Consider the following 21,829-nt stretch of genomic DNA (forward strand, 5'->3'; position numbering starts at 1 on the left):
GAAAAGCTTCAAACGGCCGCAGGACAGATCCAGGCCGCAGCTTCATCGCTTCTGCAACACGCTGGAAAGCGCCGGACCGTCGTTCAAGATCGAGAAGATTTCCCGCGAGGATAGATGCTCTGCGGCCTCCTCGAAAGTTTCGCTTGCATCGACCTTGGCACGGCCGACCGCCAGGTTGGCGTCGACCGTATCGGGCCTGGTGGCGCGAGGAGGCAGCAGCTGCGCGAGGTGGAAGGCCAGGAGCGCGGGGTCTTGGCGCAGCTCCACCAAGGCGGGGCTGCCCCCTACGTCTGCCGACGCGCTGAGTTCGTTCGCTCGCCGCAGCACGGAAGGCGGCTCTCGTTCTTCGGGAGTAACAAACAATCTTCCGGAGGCGGGCATGGCGGTCAGCGCGCCTATGGGAACGGCGAACAGCAGCCCAACGATGACCGGCGACATCCAAAGCAGAAGGGGCACCGAAACCGCGTAGGCGCTTGCGGCCATCGCAACGCCGCACAGGGTTGGAATGCCGTACTTCCGATAGAGTTCGCGGCGCTCCACCGTGCCGTCGTCGCGCCTCTGGGTCTGCCAGCCGGCATCGCGGCCGGCCAGAATCTCGACGACGGCGATCGACTGAAAGATCATCATCACCGGCGCCATCAGCGCGGACACGACGATCTCTGCGAGAACTCCGGCCGAAGCACGCAACGCGCCGCCGAACTGGCGTCTCACCGAGCCCCGCATCCAAACGAGGACCAGGCTGAGCAGCTTCGGCAACAGCAGCAACCCCATGGTGGCGACGAACACCCAGATGGCGAGCACGGGATCCTGGGCCGGCCACGTCGGAAACAACGAGAACCCCTTCGGAAAATACTCTGGCCGCACGAAGCGGGCCTGCAGCGAGATCAGCATTCCCAGCAGCAGGAACAGCAGCCACAGCGGCGCCGTCAGATACGCTCCTATGCCCACCATGAAATGCACGCGCGATACCCAGTGGAGACCCCGCGCTGGCACGACAGCCAGATGCTGAAGATTGCCCTGACACCAGCGTCGGTCGCGCGCCGCAAAATCGAGCAGCGAAGGCGGCACCTCTTCGTAGCTCCCGCCGAGCATCGGCAGCATGTAGATGCCCCACCCGGCCCGCCGCATCAAGGCAGCCTCGACGAAATCGTGGCTCAGGATGTGCCCGCCGAATGGCTTGCGTCCGCGCAACTGCGGCAGCGCGGCCGATTCCGCGAACGCCTTCACCCGGATGATCGCGTTGTGGCCCCAGTAATTGCCTTCCGAGCCGTGCCACCAGGAGACGCCGGCGGCGATCATCGGTCCGTGCAGGCGGCCTGCGAATTGCTGGACTCGGCTGAACAGGCTTCGCGCGTTGACGACCATGGGGAGCGTCTGCACGAGGCCGGCGCTCGGATTGCTCTCCATGGCATGGACCAGTCGGACGATGGTCTGCCCGCTCATGAGACTGTCGGCGTCGAGCACGATCATGAAGTCGTAGGCGCCGCCGAACCGCGTGATCCACTCGGAGATGTTGCCGGCTTTCCGAGCCGTGTTGTCGGCTCGATGGCGATAGTACAGCCTGGGCGTTCCGACGGCTTGTCGCAGCACGAGGAGCGCTTTTTCCTCGGCGACCCAGATGTCGGGATCGGTGCTGTCGCTCAGAACGTACCAGTCGAACAGCCTTCCTTGGGAGGTCGTCTCCAGGGATTCGATGATCGCGCGAAGCCGCGCCGTCAATCGGTGCGGATCTTCATTGTAGGTGGGAAGCAGCATGGCGGTGCGGCTTGCGATCGCAGGCAGCTCCTCGTCCGGCGCAAAGGCGCCTGGACGATGGGCCAGCAGCACGAAGAAGCCGGCCAGCGCGGAGGCGAAGGAGAAGGCGACCCAGGCGAGCAGGACCAGGAAGAGCGCCAGCACCATGGCTTCAAGGACGGTGACGCCGCCGACCTGCAGCACGCGATACATCTCATATCCGCCGGCCCCCGTGAGCGCCGCCGTCGAGAGCAGAATGAGGCCGCGCCGCCAGGCCATTGCGGGGGCAACCGGCGCAGGAATACGGTCGGGTACCAGGCTTTTTCCGAGGTCGCCAGGAGCCATCGGAAGGGGGGCCTCCGTCGGCAGCAGGCGCTGGGTCGCGATATCGCCGGCAATCGGCCGCGGTGCAGTGCTCAGGGCGCCCATCGGTAGACCCAGACTTCCGACAAGGGCTTGTCGCCTTCGGCCAGGAACGCCCGCAGTTCGATCGGCTCGCCTTTGACCCGGCACTGGAAGCTGAGCCGCCAGCCACCGGTGTAGGGATTGGGCTGCGTGACGATGTTCTTCACCTCGGACTTCTCCGCCGTCACCACGCCTTTGACACCGGCAGGATCGACGCCCTTGAGGTTGTCGCCATGCAGATCAAGCACGAACAGGCGCGCATCTCCGCCCCTCGCCCCTATCCCGCTTCGCGTGAATCTGGCCAGCGAATGCGGCTTCGGGCTATCTGGCCCCCAATGCAGCCGATAGGTGTAGTTGTGTTCGCCCTTGGCCTGGAGCGGGCTTTTCGGGCGCCAGAATGCGGCAATGTTGTCGTGGATCTCCTCCTTGGTCGGGATCTCGAACAGCACGACGCCGCCCTCTCCCCAATCGCCGATCGGCTCCATCCAGAGGCTTGGGCGTTTTTCGAAACTGGATTCGATGTCCTGGTAGGCGAAGAAGTTTCTCTCCCGCTGCATCAGCCCGAAGCCACGCGGATTGAGATCCTGGAAGGTGCTGATCTGGAGATCGCGGGGATTGCTGAGCGGCCGCCAGAGGCTTTCGCCCTTCCCGTTGAAGATCGCAAGGCCATCGGAATCGTGGACGGAGGGGCGGAAATCGTCGATGTCGTTGCGGTCGTTCGGACCGTAGAAGAACATGCTGGTCATGGGCGCGAGACCGGCGCGCGGCATCTCGACGCGCGGGTAGACCGACATCTCGACGTCGAAGACCGTCGTCTCCCCGGGGCGCACGGTGAACCGGTAGCTCGCGGTGCAGCTCCTGCTGTCGAGCAGAGCATGAATCACCAACGAGGTCGCACCCGGCGCCGGCCGTTCGAGCCAGAACGTCTTGAAGAGCGGAAATTCCTCGCCCTTGGCTTCGCCCGTATCGATCGACAGCCCCCTCGCGGAAAGCCCGTAGGTCTGCCCCTTGGCCACGGCGCGGAAATAGCTCGCACCTAGGAAGACGCAGACCTCGTCGTAATAGTCGGGACGGTTCATCGGCGCATGGATGCGGAAGCCCGCGAACCCGAGATCGCTGTCCTCGAACGGCGGGACCTTCTCGCCGAAGGAGAAGTCCGCCTTGCGGTACTTGAGCTCGGATGCCTTTCCGTCCGCGACCTCGAAGATGTTCACTCTGTTCTTGTAGAAGAAGCCGCGGTGGAAAAACTGCGCTTCGAACGGAAGATTCTTGCCGCGCCAGAGCGCCCGCTCGGGCAAAAAGCGGATCGAACGATACTGATCGTAGTCCAGGTCCTTCAATCCGCCCGGGAGCTTCTCGTCGGGCGCCTCGTAGGGCTTGCCCGCCAGCCTCCGCGCCAGGTCCCTCACGGTGGACGGCCCGAACATGTCATCCGAAGGGGCGGCCAGACTGCATCGGGAAGCAAGCAGCAACGCCGGCAGCACTGCCGACCCTTGAACAAGCTGGCGTCGGTTCACGTGCTCTCCCCGATCGTTACTGCTGCCCCGGCCAAGCAAACCCCCATCACGCCCACGAGTTCCAGCCCGTCCGGCGCCCAACTCGAGGAGCGGCCAAATAGAGGTAAGCTAAATGCCCAAACCGGATGAAATTCGCCGTCCTGCAGTGTCTCTGTGCGAACGCGTGCCATCGAGGGCGCCAGCGCCGTCTTCAAGATCCAGGACATGCCCAAGCCGGTGCTCCGCACGCGGGTGGCGCCGATGTGCCTGGTGCAAGCGCTGGCGATCGGCTTCAATGTCGCAGCTGAGTGACATTTCATAGCAGGAAGAGGATCATGGCATCGCCTGACAGGACGAGGATTTTGGCTGGGCAGGTGGCCCTGGTGACCGGCGCAGGGCGAGGGCTCGGCCGCGCCTTTGCGGAAAAGCTCGCCGCGCTCGGTGCCAGCGTCGCGATACACGGCATGCGCGAGAACGGACCGGCCGAATATGGCGAGGGCACCACGCTCACTGCCGTTGCCGCGGAGATCAGCCGAGAATTCGGCGTGAGCACCGTGCGCGTGCTTGGCGATCTCACCAGGACCAACGATATCTCGCGGGTGATTGCCGAAACCGAGGCCGCTCTCGGGCCGATCGACATCCTCGTGCACAATGCGGGCGGCGATATCGCGGCTGCGGGTGGCAAGCCCGATCCGAACGATGCCGTGAACATCAAGGAAGCCGACATACGGGCCGTGCTGGAGCGGAACCTGCTCTCGACCATCCTGACCTGCCAGGCGGTCGCGAAGGGCATGATGGAGCGGCGGCGCGGCCGCATCGTCACGCTCGGCTCGGTCGCCGCCTTCAAGGGCCGCACAAACGGCTCGATCTATGCGGTGGCGAAGGCCGGCGTGACGCATTACACGCGTTGTCTTGCCGACCAGCTCCGTGCCTACGACATCGCCGTCAATTGCATCGCGCCCGGCGACACCCGCACCGGCCGATTTCTTGGCACCCGAGCGGTCGACCCCAACCGGATGGTCGAGACCGGGACGCTCGACCGCATCGCCACCGTCGACGAGGTCGCGCGCGTGGTCGAGTTTTTTGCAGGACCCATGGGTGCCTTCGTCTCGGGCCAGGTGTTGCGGATCGACGGCGGTGGACAGGCGTGGCCGGCGTGAGCCGCCGAAAATGTCACCATGTCGCAAGTCCGATTGTCGGGCACGATGCGTGACCCGCGGACAGGGCCCTTGCGCCGATGGACCAGGGGGCAACATGCCTCCGACAGGCGCCACTCATTGCAGGCGACCTAGCAGCGCCGTTCGTCCGCGCAAGGATGAGCCGGGATGGGCGGGGTGTACGATATTCCGAAATTCGGCTCAATACCGTGAATTTTGGCCCGCGCGACAGCCAAAGCCTTGCGTCTCATTTCCCGGCAACGAAGTAAAAATCCTGCCGGCCCGAGACCGATCCGTAGCTGAACGGTTTTTGTGCACGATTGGTCGCCTCCATGACGTCGTCACGCACGACGTCGAACAGCCGGCGCACCTCGAGACCGGGCTTGCGCATGTTGTTGACGAACGCCGTGGCGAACGGGCTGTTCCTGCCCTCTCCGTCGAGCGCCATCTCTCCGTCCTTGGCGGCATACACCACCAGCGTGCCCGCCTCGGGCTCGATCGCCGCAAGGCCGCGCGACACCGAACGGGACGCCAGCGTCATGGTGCGCTTCATCTGGTTGGCGAAGGGATTGTCGCGGCAGGCATCGAGGACGATGAGGCGCAGCCGCTTGGCGCGTTCCGCCGCGTTCAACACCTGGTCCAGCGCCACGGCTTCGAAGCTGACGTCGCGGTCGGAGGCGATCTTCGCGTCGATCGGGATCAGGTAGTTGACGCCGCCGACCTCCATGCCGTGACCGGCGTAATACACCATCGCCCAGTCGGCGATCTCCGCCTGCCTTGCAAAGTCACGCAGCGCCGCGGTCAACGCATCCTTGCGCAGATCGGTCAGCAGCGTGACGGATTCGAATCCGGTGAGCTTGAGCGTTTCGGCGACGAGCGCCGCATCGCGCGCCGGATTGGCGAGCGCTGCGACATTCTCATAAGCGGAGTTTCCGACCACGAGCGCGATGCGCCTGTCATTTCGACTTGACGGTCCCGGCAGCGCGATGACCGACGTGGTGGTGGCGGGAACGGTCTTGATGGACGTATCGTCCAGCGCGGCGAGGCGTTCGCGCGCCTTGTCCATCGCCCATTTCGCGCTGTCGTACTTCTGCGGGGCAGCCAGAGCTGCGTTGAAGTCGGCGCGGGCCTTTGCGACCTCGCCCAGCTTCTCGAACACCATTCCGCGGTTTACCAGCGCGCTCTGATGTTGCGGATCATTGCGCAGCGACTCATTGAAATCGGCGAGGGCTTGATCGTACCTGCCCTGAAGGAGATAGATGTCGCCGCGGTTGTTGTAGGCCAGCGTCGTCCTCGGCAAAAGCCGGATCGCCTCGCTGAAATCGGCCACGGCACGCTCGGCCTGGCCGGTGTCCCGATAGGACAGGCCGCGATTGTTGAATGCATAGCCGTAGGTCGGGTCAATGCGAATGACCTCGGAGTATTCGGCGATCGCCCGGGTGTGGTCGCCCTTGCCGGCATAGAGCCGCCCTCGATTGAAGTAGGCGAACTTGAACCTCGGATTGATGCGGATCGCTGCGTTGTAATCCGAAAGCGCGCGCTCGGAATCACCCGCAGCGGCATAGGCCATGCCGCGGTCGTTCAAGGCGTTCAGATTGTTTGCATCGAGCCGGATCGACACGGTCAGGTCGGCGATGGCCCGATCCACCTCGTTCCGGCGAAGCAGGGCGGCGCCGCGATGCTGCCAGGCAAGCGCGTATTTCGGATCGATGCGGATGGCCTCGCTGAAATCGGAGATGGCGCGATCGTAGTCGCCCTTGTCGCCATATTCGGCACCGCGATTGTCGAACGCCACGGCGTCGCGCCCGCCGCTCTTTGCGATCAGCCGCGAGCACGCGGCGATGCGGTCGTCATGGCCGCGCTGCGCGCAGATGGTCCGATCGTCTGCGGCCGCAGGATCAGCGGCTGCCAGAGAAGTGAAAAAAAAGAAACTGAAAACCAGTGCAATCCGATTCCGCATGGTCGCCACCCTGCCTCCGAGCCGGCAGTATAGACTGGGGAAGGCGGCCGCGCCTGTGATGGTGATCACAGAACCGTCGGTTGCCAAAGCTCGGAGCGGGGCATCAACATCACGCAGATGCGGCGGCGCGCCGCGGTCACCCCAGCCACACTTGCCATTCGCCAATCAGCCTCGATTCCAAATGCCGGACGCAGTTCCGCGTTCTCGCGGCTGAATTCGCCCGAGCTTTGCCTGGTCACTCCACCCTCTTGAGCCAAGAGGGCGCAGGGAAGGCCGGGTGCTGACATCGCACCCGCGGTCCGCTGCGCGAAATGCACACGCAGAAAACCGCACAGCAGCATACAGGTGGTGCCGATCACTCGGCCTTCCCTGCGCGATGGTCGGACGGCTTATGCCGCGCTCTCCCGGGAGCCGAGTTCCTTCTGGCCTCCCTCGTTCTTGCGAAATTCACCGTTCCTCGCGCCGGTTGACGCGAGAGCCGCCTCCGCAAGAGCTTGACCGTAGCAACGACGGCCAGGACCACACGGTTTTGCCGTACGCACGGCCCGCCATTTCGCCGCAGTTTTCCCTGGCACCGTCGACAGCGCCGGAAACTTGCAAGACGAGACGAGACCTAGCAGCGCCGTTCGTCCGCGCGCGGCCGCGAGCTCACCGGGGACTACCCTCCCTGCCCGCACCTTTCGCGCCCGACGCTGCCGCGTCCACCGCAAGCCCGGCTCGCGATCAAGACGACGACGCGATCGCCCCTCAGGATGAGCCGGGATGAGCGAGGTGTACGATATTTCCGAATTTCGGTAAAGGTGAATATTTTTTTAGGGAGGCGTTGACGGGAGGCGAAACAGGGGTCTCGCCCGACGGATCTCAAATAGACTACCGCTCTCCCTCGTCAAAGCAAATGCCAGCCAAAGACTGGTTAACTTGCGGCGCGCTAGATCTCCTCAAATCGAGTTGCGTGATACATAATTTTCCAGCGCGGCTTACCGCCCGGATAAGGCGTGATTTGAAAGCGTTCTGGAGCTTCGACGCTTCGTTGGCTAAGAGGTATTTCCGTGACAGATACGCCAAGAGGCAAATGATGTTGCAGAACATGCACGATGATCTCCTCAAAAAAGCAAAGTGTGCGATCTAGCAAGAAGTTGACCAGGGCTGTGACCTTATCGCCCGAAAGCTGCGGTTCCGTTGCCCGCACCGCATCACCCACAATTTCATAACCTACTTTAGGAAACTCCCAGATATCGTGCTCCAGATTGTTGCGCAGGAGCAATAGACGCTCACTCCACTTTCTTACTTCGACAAGGTAGTCGGCCAATGCTGAATCGGTGTGCCGCAAGCGTTCGATGTTCGCATCAAACGCCGATTGCTTCTTGAACAAGAAACCAATGTCTAGCGCCAGAAAAGAACAGATACCTTGAACACCCGTCTTGATTGCGCGTGTGGAAGCATTCAGGAACGATTCAAAATCAGCGCCGAGCTGCTTGTTGATGTTCTCATGAATTCGAATATCGCGCCCCTCAACTTGAGCAGCGACCCCAGAAGCGACGCGCTCCGTGTGGCCCTTCCAAGTTTCACCAAGTTTCTTGCCTGCTTCCCTGGCGTTCAACAGGGCCGAGAATGCACTTTCGAATCTTTTGTCGAAGTCGTTTCGACGACCTTGTTCAGTCAGCACATTTTCTCGAATACGCAGCAGTCCCAAGGTGCATCTAGCAATGAAAGGGCTGCTCGCTCCCTCATCCAAAAACTTCTGTTTGACGATGCCGCCGACATCTTTCCGAACGCGAATATTTGATCGCGCTTGGATGTTTGACAGAAACTGATTGAACTCGGATTCGGATATCGGAAGCACCGGCGATATCTGGTGAGTTGGGCGCCTTACGACCCTCGTGTATTCTGGCCTAAGGTTCGGAAGAAATATCAACATCCCTTCCAAAGGCAGCTTGCCAGCCATCAAGATCACACCACCGGTCTGCCACTTTATGAATTGCAAGGCACCCAGCACTTGACCCTGCGGATCTTCGAGTCGAATTGGCGTGTTTGGAATGAATGCCCCACTGTAGCCGTCGGCAGGTACAGGAACTAGCTCACCGGATAAATTCGGCTGAAAGCCGAGCGTGGTAATTGCGGTGGTCGCCTGGCCATCCACTATCAAGTTTGAGTTTGGCAAGCTCTCAGCAATCTGCGGAGCAAAAAAGACTAAATGCCCCACGATGAACGCGACGAAGGCATTGAATGAGGACACGCCTGTCGGACGCATCACTATGGTAACATAGAATGCTGGCGGAGCTGGCGATGCAAGCGCACCCTCAGCTGGTGGCAGGAAGTTGCCGCTGACATTCTCTCCCGGAAATTGAACGGCTTGATTGATGATACCGACGGAGTCGACCACAAGCATATCCAACCACTCCGCGTGTATCGTTCGACAGGCTAGTTGGTAGAGCTGCTCCGCAAGCAGATCGAGTGAGACCTCGGATTTTTGCGCGAGAATGATGCCCAGTGTTCTATTGCTGCGCACTTCACCTTTTGGAACGGCTGACTTGACCAATCGCTTAGCTTCAGCAATCCGCGAGTAAGCTTCGCCCAGACGCGCCGAATTCAGCTCCTCACAAATATCCACAACAACAGCAACGCGATCGGCTGGTATCGTTTGAGGATACGAGACGGTTTCCTCATCGTCTTGCCGATAGATCACGATTGGAAAATCAGAGGACTTACTTCCGGTCGCGTCCACAACAGATCCGGGTGCCACCCGGAATGCGGACCCAATAATTTGTTGCAGGCATTCGCGCACGGTTGCAGCAAAATCCTCGCTAGGAACCGCCGCGAGCCTTTCAGCTGCGCGTAAAACCAGCTCTGAAATTTCACTCAAACTCAATAGCCCGGCTTTTGATTCGGACGAACGTTAACGCATCCTAGTCCGCCAGGACGCGTCCGACATCTAAGAGCGGGACTCATGCCGAAGGTTAGACTGCACGCTATGTAGGTCAGATTTTTGGTAGCGGGGGAGCGCTACCTACGTTCCCCCCGACAGGATTTTCCGGAGTTTCTGATCTCGGCTGCTTAGTTTTCCGAAAGCCCCTACAGCGGGTCTTATCGGCGTTGTGGCTTGGAGCGGGGGAGCGCTACGAACGCCCCCCCCAATACGGGCCTTTATTTTCAAAGACTTATCGGGCGGCCTGACTTAGCACCCCGTCCGCCCGTGATCCGGTCCCAAAGCAGCGTGTTGCGCGCCCTGCTCTACTTTCGTCGGTTCGCGCCCGCATTGGTAGTATTATTAAAGCGGCTCTGCTTTACTGACGCGCGCCCCTTAAAAAGTTGACGCCAATGGCAAAGCCTCCGAACAAAGCGACCCGTCCGCACGGCAGCGAATATCAGTTCAGGATTGACGCCTATAGCCCGGCCACCATGCCGATGGGACGGCTAGCTCAGTACATGGCCGAATTGGCAACGTTGCTCGGCGAGCGGGACGCGGTGCATTTTCGAGGTCTCACAAAGGGCAGCACGATCCTAAACGCGCGTGTTGACCGGGAAGCCATGCCCAAGGTCCGCGCACGCGTGGTAGCCGTACGCGCGGGGGATGCTAGCGGAGACACCCTCCGGGCCTTCAACACCCTGAACAAGCTTCTTAAGGCCGACAACGCGGTCGGCGTGCTGCGAGACGCCGCGCCCCGTGGGGTCATCATCCGCTTCCCCGGACGCGAGGCGGTGGAGGAAAGATTCACCGTCAAACAGCAAGGCTCGATTGACGGCATTGTCACCGGCATTCGCGGCAAAGACAGCTCCATCCACATAACCCTGCAATCTGAAACTCAACAGATAAGCGGCTGCGAAACCACACGCGCCATAGCCAAACAGCTCGGGGCTAAGCTCTTCGAGCCTGTGCGATTGTTCGGCAAGGGCAAGTGGACTCGCGATGCGGACGGCACTTGGACACTAGAGAACTTCCGGGTGGAGAGCTTTGAAGCCCTCCGCGAGACCCAGCTTACCGACGCGCTCGCGGCTCTACGCGACATTCCCACCGAATGGGGAGACGACGCGTATCAGGAGCTGATCGATATGCGAAAGGGACCGGGAGGCAGCAAGAATGGTGGTCATTGATTCCACTAATCTCTTACTGCTACTGCGCCCTGGTACCCGCGTTCCCAATGGAGCGGACGGTGCCCCCATCATCCGCCCTCGGGATAGAATCCAGTACTTGGTGCACCGGCTGAGTCAGGACAAATCGAAAATCATCATACCGACGCCCGCGCTTAGCGAGGCCCTAGTCACGGCCGGGCCGGAAGCCTCTCAGAAAATCGTAGAGGATTTGCAGAAATACGCTGTGTTCGCAATCGAGCCATTCGATACCCGCGCAGCTCTGGAAGCCGCAGCGATGCTGCGCACAGCGCTTGCAAACGGAAACAAGCGCGGCAACAGCAAAGCGCCATGGCAGAAGGTGAAAGTTGATCGTCAGATTGTCGCCATCGCGAGGGTTCACGGCGCGACCGAAATTTATTCCGACGATGGAGACGTTGCCACGCTTGGGGCGCTCGCGAAGATCAAGGTCATCACCTTGTCTGATTTACCCTTGCCGCCTGAAAAGGCTCAGCTCAGTTTAGAACTCGAACCGGCCGCCGATAGCCTCCCGGATCAACAATAAAAAAACAAAAGAACAAGGGGGGCGGCCGAATGTCGTGGGATGACCACCAACTAAAACTTACGCGCGATGCAAGGCTCTTGTCGGCAAGTCCCGATCAAGTCTTCGCGGAATTGAGGGACATTTCCAATGAGATACGTACAACCCTGCTCATGTCGGGATCAGACGGCATTGAACCGTTGTTGATCGAACGCGGTCAGCCGCTGATCAATCTAGGTCTCGCCTGCTACTGCACTAACAAAAGCGTCTTTGTCGCGCTGTATAATCATGGTCGCGGAGCCCCAACGGACAAAGCTGACGAAATATATCGCCGTGGCCTTTTGCTCGGCTGCCTTTCCAATGCGACGATACAGAAGGCGCACTTCATTTTTGACTTCCCTCGCGAGCTAATCGGCGACGACGAATTCGAGCACATATTAGGAGAGAGCGAATACGGTCTGGCGGAAACTCTCGTTCGAAATCCTGCGGTGTCCGACCAACTGTTGGAGCAGCTATACAAGCGGGAAGGAGCATTCGCGAGCGTGCCGGATCAACGCCTCGCGACGCTGGTCCATAGTTCGCGCGAGAACGAGCGCCTAAACACCAACAATGACGACGATTACAGTCCCGACTTGGGGCACTTCCGCATTCATAATGCGATCCTACAGCTTGTCGAAACCGCGCCAGTAAGCCCGCTCTGGAGAACGGTTCTCTTTGATCTTCTCAACAATCTGAACCCCTTGCATGTTGCCCGGACTGAGCGACTGCAAGATATTTTGCAGCGATGGATGTCACTCGACATCAGGGACAGAAGTGGCGAGGACTCTAAGGGATTGTTTGCTGAGAACGTTTCGATGACGGACGAGTTTCGTTGTGTCATCGCTTCACTCTACGGAACGGCGTTGAAGGACAATGAATTGCGGGCCACCTCGAAATCAAACGACGTTGCCATGCGAGCGGCTTACTATGGAAACGGCAAGTTGACCGTAAAAGAGATGAGAACATCTTTTGAGCGCGACGGCAGCGCCTTCGTTCTCGCAGCAATCCGCAACCGCAGTATTCTTTTCGGCCGCGAGCAGCGTCAAGCTTTTGAGGAAGAAATGCTGAGCCGGGATTTTAGCTTTCAGTATGGCAAAATCATCGACATGTTCCGGAAGGAATACCCGTACGTCGAACCCTACAAACAGCGATAATTTCTGCACCTTCGGATGGCAAAATGGATTTTTCAGTCTTCATCATCGCCGCCGCAACATTGGCCGTCGGCATCTACATTGGCCGCCAATCTCAAAAGGCCGCGCTCGGTTCATTGGCCCGCACAGCCGACCGAAAAGCCTCAGCAGCCAATGAGGCAAACGACCGATACCTTGAGGTGCTGCAACGGGAGCTGGCGAACATCATCGCCCGCGATAACCCGGACAAGATGATTGCGCTATACCGGAAGGCGAAAGCTCAAGAGCGAGAGATGCTGAACGCCGACAAGGCGCGCGTTCAAGCTGAGCTGACGGCCCTCACGCACAAATACCCCGCCTATGAAGACTTCGACAAAATCGGCACGAAGCATTTTGTCCCGTACAGCGGTGAGCCGCTTTGGGGTGAGGAGGGAGAATTCTCTGATGCTTATCTCGACATCTCGAAATTCTTGATCCTTACGAGAATACAAGATAGCCGCTCGCATAGACCTATTTTCCCCGACGATGATGACAGGAGCTTTCAGCGTTGCATGCAAGAACTGAAGGACCGGGCGTTCGCGTCCTCTCTCAGAAGCGCCGTCAATAGCTACTATCTAGCCTGCCGGGTTGCCGAACAGTCAGGCTCCCCAATCGGCAACTATGAAGACGGGCAAATAGGGGTGTTTCAGCTTCCGTCGTATGCTGACGTTCGGTACGGCATTCATCTGAAGGAAGCGAACGAATACGGGATATATTCATTCTTCGTTCACGACGATGGAAAGGTGAGTTCGCGGTTCAGTAGGTCAGATGCGTCATTCGAAAACGAAACAGCGTTGTGCCGGTGAGCAATTCCGCTTCACGATCCACAAACACGTAAATTAGGCGGCCAATGCTGATCGTTTCCTATTGCCCTTCGATGAATTGTGCGCCCGACACATTAGGGCCGCGTTACCGACAGCCCGCGCATCGCTGCGGCGCGCTCCAGGGCGGCCCTGCGCGAGTTTGGAATCCTAATCCCGATCGGAAAATTGTTCTGCGAGCTGCACATTGAGGGCCTCTTTCGAACGCCGAAGGGCGCGCAATCCGTCGACGATCGCGCCATAATCGGTCTGCGGGACGGTCGCGATCCACGCCGATCGCTGTTGCTCTCGTTCCTTTACTGCGGCCTGAAGGGCGGCCAACCGCGCCGCACGGAGGGGCTTTGAGTATCTGCCATGCTTGAGGGCGTTGGCATTGCCAATCGGGGCGCCGGGCTTGCGTTTAGGCGGCATTGTTCCCAACCCTTTCTCAGAATTTGCGCCGTCCCCAACGACACCCCCGGACCGTTCTAAGGGTCCCGGACGTGAGATTTTCCGACCGCCCCCCCGGTGTCGCTCAGTGCAGCGTGCCGCAGCCCATCATGGCCGCCGCCTCCCGCACCCGCGCCAGGGCTCGGACAGGCTCACCTTCACTCATCAGCTCGGCGGCATCGCGGATCAGCGCAACGGCTTGTTCGATCTCCAGCGCAGCTTCACCGAACCGTCTGATGCCGGCGCGCAGCTCAACCGCGCTCGCCCGGCACTGCCGAGCTGAGTCAACCAACTTCATTCAGCACGCCCCGCGAGCAAGCTCGCGGTCCTCTCCGGCGCCAGAGAACGCTCAGAAGGTGCCGCAACACTCGCCTCCAGATCAGCGATGCGGCTCGCCTGAACCTCCAACGCGCGGCGCATCAGCTCGAACTGACGCTCGATGTCCTCGCGCTCGGCTTTCTGCACGCGCGCAACTTCCTCGCCGATCATCGCCGCGAAATTCTCCAGGTCCACTGCCATTACGCACCGCCGTTCCGCCGATGAGTTTCGTTGATGTATTCCTGAGCCGACTCCGCACGATCGCGCCGAGCCGGGTCATTGAGCCAACGCTCATGCTCCACAGCCTGCTGTCCCAGGCGCTGAATTGTCCCCGCAGCCCTAGCGAGAATCCGCTCATGGCGAGCTGCCGGATCATCCGCTTCGGTTCTGGCTTGCCCGCCGTTGAAGGGATAATCCGGCATCTCTCCCACCATCACCAGGTCACTGCGTCGGTATAGGCGACGCACGTCGCGCGACGCTTGGCGAATGCGAGGTCGTGCAACAAGCGGAACGCCGTCGAAGCGGTTTGCCACAGACTGCGAACGGGATCGGCCGTGGTCGGACCCGTGAGGCTCACGATCTCAAGCGGCACGCTGGACATGTGGAGCGTTGCGGCGTTGGAAGCGTCGATTTCCGGCGCCGGGTCCGTCGCCACCAGTAGCGCTGCGGCATCCGCCGCGATGATACGATCGGCCGGCACTGCCGCGCTGGCGGCCACGTCCAGAGAGGCGGCGAGGACAGGATCGAGGATGCGCAGCTTGGCGAGACGCTTCGGAGCCATGACGAAGGTGACGTTGCCGCTGCCGCCGTCTGCGACAGAGGCGGCGAGATCAATCAGGTCTTGTTTCATCGCTGCGCCGTCCGCACCAGGAATTCCGGTGCCGGCGGTCACGCCGTAGAGCAGCCCGGCAGGTGCCGCGCTTGTGGCGGCGCTTGTCGAGAACAGCGCAGTGTCGAGGCCAGCGGCAAGGTCTTCCCGGAGCATCTGTGCGAAGATGCGTTCGGCATCCGACCGCTTTGCCAATTCGCGCGTGAACGGGACAATGACGCCCATCTTTTTCGCCGGGCCAATCTGGACGGCATCGAAGGCGTAGTTGCTGAGCGCCATGGGCGAATTCTCGGCGACGAAGCCCGGCGCCGTGGGGCCGACCCGCGTCGGATATTTCGTGGTGTCCTCCGGATTGGTCGTCACTGCCGGGGTCGCCAGGGCGATCAAGCGCGCGGCGCCCGAATGCGGCGCGAGATCGTTGAGGTATGCCCCGAACGACTGCTGAGCCAACTCAGCAGCCCAACCGGAGCCGGTCGCCGATCCAGCTCCCGCCACAGCGCGGGCCACGATCTCCTTTGCAACCGGATCATCGTAAGGAATGAAAGAATCGATGTCCTCATGGTCGCGCTGGAGGGCATGGCGCTGCACGAGCGCGAAGCATGCACGCGTGAAGGGCACGCCGGAAGCCTTGGGATAGTCAGCGCGAACAGAGATCGGTCGCGGGCCTTTCGTCATGGGCAATTCTCGTGGTCCGTTGTGAGCCGGACCGATAAGACCACGTTTGCACTGATTGGGACGTAGACGCGTCTACGATGAGCGCTTCTTTTTTGCGGATGCCAAATACTCAGAGACGATTTCAATGATAGCGGTAGCGACCTCCTTTTTGTCTTCGCTTTCGGATGCCAGTAGGCGCTGCGCATCGATGAAGCCATCAATCCATTTGTTTGAGACGGGCACGAGTACCATGCTCACCTGCTCGCGAACATTGGCGCGATAACGCCTCATTCTTTCGCGGCGCTGCTGCTGCTTGCGCTCACGCTGGGCGCGCTTGCGAGCCGATCCAACGTCGTCGGTCATGGTGATTGCCTCCACTGTTTGCTGATCTCGCGGCGAGCCATCGCTTCAGCCTCATTGGGCCGGCGCAAGGACCCGGGCGAAGGCGGCGCGGCGGCGCCAATGATCTTTCCAACGACCTCCCCCGATCTCCGGTCCCTGCGGACACGCGGACACCCCTATAGGGGTGTGTCCGTGCCTGTCCGCACAAAGGACAAATGGACAAGACCGGACATTGTCCGCCTTTGTCTGCTGTCCGCACCTGCTCAGCCGTCATCGCGCACCAGCCAAACCCATCCATCGAGGCAGGCAATCCGCATCTTGGTTTGCAGACCTTCCCACGCCCGTCTGAAAGCCTTGTCACGGTCGGTCTTCTTCTCCGCCGACGACAGGCTGCAGCGCTCGCACATGGTGTGCCACTCCTTGAGCAACACGACGCGGACGTTCTGCGGGAACTCCCGCGACGGCGGCGGCGGCCGTCCGTGCTCGTTGATGCACCGCGTCAGCAACTCCAGCGCACGCCTTTGGGCATCACTGAGCCCCGTCTTGGCCTTGGCTTCCCGCTCGGCCTCGGCTCCATCGTCCGACACGATGGCCGTCGTGATGGGGTCGTCGTCCTCATCGGTGCCGAGCAGCGCGCTTTCGATCTTGTAGTGCGTAAGCGGGCCTTCCATGCCGTCGTTGATCTTGACGACGGTGGCAGTCTTGACCGCGCCGTCGCCGCTGATCTGCACCATCAAGTCCACGTCGCCCGGGTTGGCGTTGGAGCCCCGATGCCCCCGGGCCTCGTCCTTACCGGTGTGGCCGACGCACGCAATGTGGACGTTCGTCAGCTCCTCGACGCGGCGCAGATTGGCAAGGACGATGTTCATGTCCCTCGCCTTGTCCTCATCGCCACCGCCGGCAGCGATGCCCTTGCTGATCGTGTCGATCACGATCACGCCAACCTTGCAGCCAAAGCGGGCTTCGGCTTCGCGGGCGGTATCGAGGATCACCTTGACGCAGCCTTTGTTCTTGAGATCGACGACGTTGGAAGCGACGGCGATCGGCAGGTCGGGCGTCTCATACTTGCGCATGTAGGCCGACAGGCGGCGCCTGACCAAGGCGCCGCGTTCCAGCGCGATGTAAACGACGCCGCAACGCTCCTTCGAGCGGTAGCCGCGCCAATCGCGTCCCCACGCGACATGAAACGCCAGATCGGTCATCAGCACCGACTTGCCGACGCCGGGCGGGCCGAACCAGTTCGAGGTCTCGCCCCGCGCCAGGACGAACTTCATGATCCAGAACTTCGGTGGCAGCTCGTTCAGCTCGTTGTAATAGGTCAGGGCCAGCGCGCTCGACGCCTTGGCCTCGGGCTTCTCTTTCGGGTGCGCGGCGGTGCTCTCCAGATCATCATCCGGGTCGCCGAACTTCTCGACGGCGCTCTCGATCAGCTTCTCGACATCCTTGTCGTCGAATCCGCCCTCGGCGAAGTTCCCGCACATCGACTTGATTGCCAGCGTGGGCCAGCGCTTGCCGACCATCGAGGCAATCGCATCGCGCATGTTGTTGTGCCACTGGCCCTTCACCTGACTGGCCTGGAGCATCGCGATCAAGTCGTCGTGGCTCTTGCCCGGCTTGACGAGGATGCCGAGTTGCTGGAGAAACTTCGGATATTCGGCGAATACGTCGAGATCGTGGGGCGCCGGCGCCAGCGCAAGCAACTGCTCGGCGCGGTAGGTCGGGGCGTCGGAGACCTTACGGAAGCTGGTCACCTCGGCGACGTAGCCGCGTTCGTCCGCCTTCTCCTTAGTCGGGTAGTTGACGCTGCCACCGACCCGCATCACGCGGCAGGCGTCCTTGACATTATCGGTACCAAGGAGGGTTTGCAGCGCACCGTTGATCTGCTTCTGGTGCTCTGCGTCGCGAATGCCTTCAACCTTGAAATAGACATGCATGCGCGGATGGGGCGTCGTACCGGTCGTCACAATCAGTGCAGGGATGATCTGCTTTTCCTTGAGAATGGCGTTGACGCGCTCGGCATCGCCCGCGCTATCGAACTCGACCCAGGCGAAGGCGGAGGTCAGATATTTGTCATCACGGACCCGCTTGTCCGGTGGCACCTTGCGGTTGGGAAATTGCAGCAACGCAGGGCTGGTGTAGACGTTGTAGCCATTGGCATTCAGGGTCGCCGCCTCCATGGCGGCACTTTTCAAATCGTGGGCCTCAAAAATCTTGGCCTCGTTCACGCTGCCGCCTCTGCTCGGGTCAGCGTAGGCGATCTGGATGAAGGCATTGGGATAGGCGTGCACGAATGCCGGATGAAACAGCGCATGGAAATGCGCTTGGATGTCGGCGAGGTTCGGTTGGAGAGCTTGAGCGCCCGCGTTCATGACCGACCCGCCTCCTGCTCGCGCTTGCGCAGCGCGGCGAGCTCTTCCTCGCGCACCGCGCGATCCTCCGCAACGCGCAGCTCGATGGCACGCTCCAGTTCATCGGCCCCATTGCGCATGGCGCGGATGATGTTGGTGAGCAGGTATTGCGACCAGCTATCGGTCGGCGAGCACGTCAGCGCGGTCCGCGTGATATGCTCGATGTCCCGGCACGCGCGGTACATGTACCGATGCAACGGGATCGACGGCTTGGGTTTGCGCCCACGCGGGACGATGGTGAAATTCATAGGGTGGAGACCTCCGCTCTTGCGGGGTCGCGCCAGCCGTGGCATCATCATCGTGCAAAGTGAGCCAAGACTGGGATGCGACCCCAGTTTTGAAAGAACCCCGCCGCGCTAACGTGGCGGGGTTTTTTCATTCTGAGGCCGAGTGTCGCGAAAGCACAGGAAAAGCGGCGATCGGATTTTAGTCCGCCGTTTTGCTTTTGGGGATCGATTCGCTGGCCATCTCTAAGTCTCTGGCAATCTTGTCGATGTTGGCGCTTGTAGGTCGGACCCTCTGTTCGATCCCGAGCCAATCGAACAGTGCGTCAAAAATGCGTTTGCGCGGCCGCTGCTTGCGGCTCGTGGTGATCCCGTGCTCGGACATCAGCCGTAGAAACGGTTCGACTACAAGTTCGCGCACGTCGCGCTTCCGGTAGTCGTCGCCGCTGATCTCGAGCCAGTGGTCGATGTCCCGCACTCGCGACGTTAGCACGGCAACCACGTTGTCGCGGTCGTCACGGTGCAAGTCCACCAGCCTGTCCAGCGTACTGGCATCCTTGTCAGGGTTGAGCCGTGACAAGGATGCCCTCGCGATCTCGTTGGCAAAGAAATCAGGCCCGAGTGTTTCGGATATCGCAAGCACCTTCGTGATCGCTGCGCGATATTGCTGCACCTTCCTACGACGATCCGGTTGCGTGCCCGGCATCGCGATCTGGCGCGCGTTACGGCCAATCTGGTCAAGCTCTTGTGTCAACCCAAAACGGAGAAGGTGGTCGGCCTCGCCAATGCCCATCGCCGCCAGCAGCTTCTCGAACAGCTGCTCACGACCTTCTGCCTGGCTAGGGGGCGGCCTGTGCTTGGTCATGTCGGCCCGGCCGATCGATTGAAACGCTATTTGGCAGCGCAGAAAAGCACCGCCGGTTTTCCTTCACGGGGCAGCGATGCTGCGTCAATTTACGGCGCAGAACAAGCCGTCCGGAACATTGCCGTAACCCGCTTGTGCAACCGCGCCGCAGTCCTGAGACCTCCAGGTGGAGCACAAACAGCATCTTCAACAACCGGCGACATTGGAACGCCTCTTGCCGGCGCGGGCCGCAGCGGCATCTGGCGAGGTCGAGAGTCAAATAATACCGCCGGATCGGCCCGACGAGGCCGTTCTCCGCTACGTGAGAGAGCTTGCCAAGCGGCTCGCTCGCGAGGATCATGAGGCCGAGATCGCGGCCCGCCCAGCATCCCAACCTGCGACGAGCGAACACCAATGATCCGCGCTTCAATCTACGCCCGCTTTTCATCCGACCGTCAGAAGGATCGTTCGATTGACGATCAGATCGCCCTTTGTCGCGATCTCTGCGCGCGCGAAGGCATGGCGGTGATCTCGACCTTTGAGGACCGCGCGATCTCCGGCTCTGCCGCCGTCAACCGTCCTGGCTTCCAGGCGCTGATGCAGGCGGCCGAGAACAGCTTGTTTGATGTAATTGTTGCTGAGGACATGGATCGCATCTTCCGCGATCAGGCCGACTATCACAACGCCCGCAAGCGGCTCGACTTCCTCGGCATCACCCTGCACACCGCGAGCGGTAAGGTTGGCACGATTGACGGTGCCTTGCGCGCGCTCATGAGCGAGCAGTTCATTGAAAACCTGCGAGTGCATACCCGGCGCGGTCTTGAAGGTGTCTTGCGCGACCGTCGGCACGCTGGAGGGCGCGCGTACGGCTACCGCGCTGTTAAGGGCAAGCCCGGCGAGTTGGAGATCATCGAGGAAGAGGCCGAGATCGTTCGACGGATTTTCGCTGATTACATCGCCGGCATGACGCCGCGCCAAATCGCGCACGACCTCAACAAACGCAGTGTGCGCCCGCCTCGCGGCAGGCTCTGGAACGGCTCGACCATCAACGGTCACGTCGCGCGCGGCGGCGGCATGATCCTGAACGATCTTTATGCCGGTCGCATCGTCTGGAATAAGGTCAGGATGGTGAAGGACCCGACGACCGGCAAGCGCCTGTCGCGGCCCAATCCGAAAGAGCAATACAAGATTGTCGAGGTGCCGCACTTGCGCATTATCGACGACGACACGTTCAAGACCGCGCAACTCATCAAGATCGAGCGCCGCCGCGACGCGACGCCAGCAACGGCGCAAAAGTCGCGCGCAGCGAAACGAGTGTTCTCCGGACTGATCAGGTGCGGCTCATGCGGCGGCGGTATGTGTTCGGTTGGCAGTGACCGCAAAGGGTTGCGAGTGCAATGCTCGGCATACCGGGAAAGCGGCTCTTGCACCAACGGCCGCCGCGTCTACCTCGACGACATCGAAGCACTCGCGATAACGGGATTGCGCCAGCACCTCACCCATCCCGAGATGATCGCTGAATTTGTCGATGCCTATAACGCCGAGCGCAAGCGGCTGAAAAAGGAGGCGAGCACCGAGCGCGCCCGGCTGGAACGGCGGTTCGGCGAGATCGGGCGCGAGATGAAGCGGATCGTTGACTCAATCGTGGTCACGGGCATGCCGCCAGAGCAGTTCGTCGCCCGCATGCAGGAGCTTGAGGCCGAAAAGGCCAAGGTCATGGCCGGGCTCGAAAGCGCCAAAGAAAGCGACAGCGTCATCGCCCTGCACCCGAAGGCGCTCGACCGCTACAAGCGCGCTGTCAAAGAGCTGGCTGATGAATTGAAGCGCGGCACCCCGACCGAATTCGCCACCATCCGCGAACTGGTGACGGCGATCATCGTGCACGCTAGTCCCAGCCGGCCGGGTGGGGCTGGAACCAAAGCCAACACCGAAGACTACCGGAGCGTCCGGATTGACATAAAGGGCCGCCTCGCCGCGCTCTGCGGCAATCCGGGCCTTTTTCCGAACATGGCGATGTCGGGGGGATCGTTGGTAGCGGGGGAGGGACTCGAACCCCCGACCCCAGGATTATGATTCCCGTGCTCTAACCAGCTGAGCTACCCCGCCACAGGGATCGCGGCGGCGACTTGAGGCCGATCTCGCGAACGCGCGGCATATAAGGAAGGCGGCGGGGGTAAGTCAATCCGCCTTCGCTAAAGCTTCGGCGCGACAAGTCCGCTTCGGCCCGATTTCTCACCAGAATTTGCGATTTTTTACGGCGCCGAACTCGCGGATGGTCCCCCTCACCCGGAATCCGCGCGTTGCGCGGATTCCGGCCTCTCCCCGGCGGGGAGAGGCGAAGGGAAGCGCCCTTATTTCGGCCTTACATTGGGGTCGCCGCCGGGGCTGCCG

At 61.0% G+C, this 21,829-nt stretch carries 19 protein-coding genes, 1 tRNA gene and 1 pseudogene; 7 read left to right on the top strand and 14 right to left on the bottom strand.

Annotated features, from left to right (window positions below):
• Positions 1-42: 42 nt before the first annotated feature.
• Both mdoH and I6F21_RS02500 read right to left on the bottom strand, forming a co-directional pair.
• Positions 43-2,163 carry a glucans biosynthesis glucosyltransferase MdoH gene (gene mdoH, locus I6F21_RS02495; RefSeq protein ID WP_225182779.1) on the bottom strand — a complete coding sequence of 707 codons (2,121 nt, stop codon included), beginning with the start codon at positions 2,161-2,163 and terminating at the stop codon, positions 43-45.
• On the bottom strand, positions 2,151-3,656 hold the full coding sequence (locus I6F21_RS02500; RefSeq protein WP_225182780.1) for a glucan biosynthesis protein G: 1,506 nt from the start codon (positions 3,654-3,656) through the stop codon (positions 2,151-2,153). The genes mdoH and I6F21_RS02500 overlap by 13 nt, the downstream gene beginning before the upstream one ends.
• Before the next feature lie 153 nt (positions 3,657-3,809).
• On the opposite strand from I6F21_RS02500, the gene I6F21_RS02505 reads away from it, so the two are divergent.
• Complete coding sequence (locus tag I6F21_RS02505; protein WP_157785121.1) at positions 3,810-3,947, top strand: hypothetical protein; 138 nt, start codon at positions 3,810-3,812, stop codon at positions 3,945-3,947.
• Positions 3,948-3,970: 23 nt separating this feature from the next.
• Positions 3,971-4,795, top strand: a complete 825-nt coding sequence (locus I6F21_RS02510) for an SDR family NAD(P)-dependent oxidoreductase (RefSeq protein ID WP_225123894.1) — start codon at positions 3,971-3,973, stop codon at positions 4,793-4,795.
• A 244-nt stretch (positions 4,796-5,039) separates the two neighbouring features.
• On the opposite strand, the gene I6F21_RS02515 is transcribed toward I6F21_RS02510, so the two are convergent.
• The 3 genes from I6F21_RS02515 to I6F21_RS02525 form a co-directional block, all read right to left on the bottom strand.
• Complete coding sequence (locus I6F21_RS02515; protein WP_225182781.1) at positions 5,040-6,752, bottom strand: tetratricopeptide repeat protein; 1,713 nt, start codon at positions 6,750-6,752, stop codon at positions 5,040-5,042.
• A gap of 65 nt (positions 6,753-6,817) precedes the next feature.
• The gene (locus tag I6F21_RS02520) at positions 6,818-7,111 is read right to left on the bottom strand and encodes a hypothetical protein (RefSeq protein ID WP_225182782.1); all 294 of its coding nucleotides are present in this window, start codon (positions 7,109-7,111) and stop codon (positions 6,818-6,820) included.
• A gap of 569 nt (positions 7,112-7,680) precedes the next feature.
• Complete coding sequence (locus tag I6F21_RS02525) at positions 7,681-9,615, bottom strand: DUF6602 domain-containing protein (protein WP_225182783.1); 1,935 nt, start codon at positions 9,613-9,615, stop codon at positions 7,681-7,683.
• 455 nt (positions 9,616-10,070) lie between these two features.
• Between I6F21_RS02525 and I6F21_RS02530 the strand changes: the two genes are divergently transcribed.
• Genes I6F21_RS02530 through I6F21_RS02545 form a run of 4 tightly spaced genes read left to right on the top strand, consistent with a single transcriptional unit; the run spans position 10,071 to position 13,375 of the window.
• Positions 10,071-10,844 carry a hypothetical protein gene (locus I6F21_RS02530; RefSeq protein WP_225182784.1) on the top strand — a complete coding sequence of 258 codons (774 nt, stop codon included), beginning with the start codon at positions 10,071-10,073 and terminating at the stop codon, positions 10,842-10,844.
• On the top strand, positions 10,831-11,385 hold the full coding sequence (locus tag I6F21_RS02535) for a PIN domain-containing protein (protein WP_225182785.1): 555 nt from the start codon (positions 10,831-10,833) through the stop codon (positions 11,383-11,385). The genes I6F21_RS02530 and I6F21_RS02535 overlap by 14 nt, the downstream gene beginning before the upstream one ends.
• Positions 11,386-11,414: 29 nt before the next feature.
• Positions 11,415-12,554, top strand: a complete 1,140-nt coding sequence (locus I6F21_RS02540; protein WP_225182786.1) for a hypothetical protein — start codon at positions 11,415-11,417, stop codon at positions 12,552-12,554.
• Positions 12,555-12,577: 23 nt separating this feature from the next.
• A complete protein-coding gene (locus tag I6F21_RS02545; RefSeq protein WP_225182787.1) occupies positions 12,578-13,375 on the top strand; it encodes a hypothetical protein in 798 nt (265 codons plus the stop codon).
• A 529-nt stretch (positions 13,376-13,904) separates the two neighbouring features.
• On the opposite strand, the gene I6F21_RS02550 is transcribed toward I6F21_RS02545, so the two are convergent.
• From I6F21_RS02550 to I6F21_RS02580, 7 genes are all read right to left on the bottom strand, one after another.
• Complete coding sequence (locus I6F21_RS02550) at positions 13,905-14,117, bottom strand: hypothetical protein (protein WP_225182788.1); 213 nt, start codon at positions 14,115-14,117, stop codon at positions 13,905-13,907.
• Entirely contained in the window at positions 14,114-14,338 is a 225-nt protein-coding gene (locus I6F21_RS02555) for a hypothetical protein (RefSeq protein ID WP_225182789.1), read from the bottom strand. Before I6F21_RS02555 ends, I6F21_RS02550 begins: the two co-directional genes overlap by 4 nt.
• A 232-nt stretch (positions 14,339-14,570) precedes the next feature.
• Positions 14,571-15,641, bottom strand: a complete 1,071-nt coding sequence (locus tag I6F21_RS02560) for a phage major capsid protein (protein WP_225182790.1) — start codon at positions 15,639-15,641, stop codon at positions 14,571-14,573.
• Positions 15,642-15,713: 72 nt separating this feature from the next.
• The gene (locus I6F21_RS02565; protein ID WP_225182791.1) at positions 15,714-15,983 is read right to left on the bottom strand and encodes a hypothetical protein; all 270 of its coding nucleotides are present in this window, start codon (positions 15,981-15,983) and stop codon (positions 15,714-15,716) included.
• 242 nt (positions 15,984-16,225) lie between these two features.
• Positions 16,226-18,331 (bottom strand): AAA family ATPase, encoded by a 2,106-nt coding sequence (locus I6F21_RS02570; RefSeq protein ID WP_225182792.1) that lies wholly within the window; start codon positions 18,329-18,331, stop codon positions 16,226-16,228.
• Entirely contained in the window at positions 18,328-18,618 is a 291-nt protein-coding gene (locus I6F21_RS02575) for a hypothetical protein (protein WP_225182793.1), read from the bottom strand. The genes I6F21_RS02570 and I6F21_RS02575 overlap by 4 nt, the downstream gene beginning before the upstream one ends.
• Before the next feature lie 178 nt (positions 18,619-18,796).
• Positions 18,797-19,459, bottom strand: coding sequence for a hypothetical protein (locus I6F21_RS02580; RefSeq protein WP_225182794.1), 663 nt, complete (start codon positions 19,457-19,459; stop codon positions 18,797-18,799).
• Between the two features lie 393 nt (positions 19,460-19,852).
• Between I6F21_RS02580 and I6F21_RS38960 the strand changes: the two are divergent.
• Positions 19,853-20,857, top strand: a pseudogene (locus I6F21_RS38960) (recombinase family protein); the annotation flags it as partial.
• Between the two features lie 219 nt (positions 20,858-21,076).
• Here the strand turns inward: I6F21_RS38960 and I6F21_RS38965 are convergent.
• Together I6F21_RS38965 and I6F21_RS02595 are read right to left on the bottom strand one after the other, a co-directional pair.
• Positions 21,077-21,322 carry a hypothetical protein gene (locus I6F21_RS38965; protein ID WP_225182795.1) on the bottom strand — a complete coding sequence of 82 codons (246 nt, stop codon included), beginning with the start codon at positions 21,320-21,322 and terminating at the stop codon, positions 21,077-21,079.
• 145 nt (positions 21,323-21,467) lie between these two features.
• Positions 21,468-21,544, bottom strand: a tRNA-Met gene (locus tag I6F21_RS02595).
• Positions 21,545-21,829: the final 285 nt, after the last annotated feature.

Origin of the sequence: Bradyrhizobium sp. NBAIM03, from assembly GCF_020194055.1 — a bacterium.
Taxonomy (GTDB): Bacteria; Pseudomonadota; Alphaproteobacteria; order Rhizobiales; family Xanthobacteraceae; genus Bradyrhizobium; species Bradyrhizobium yuanmingense.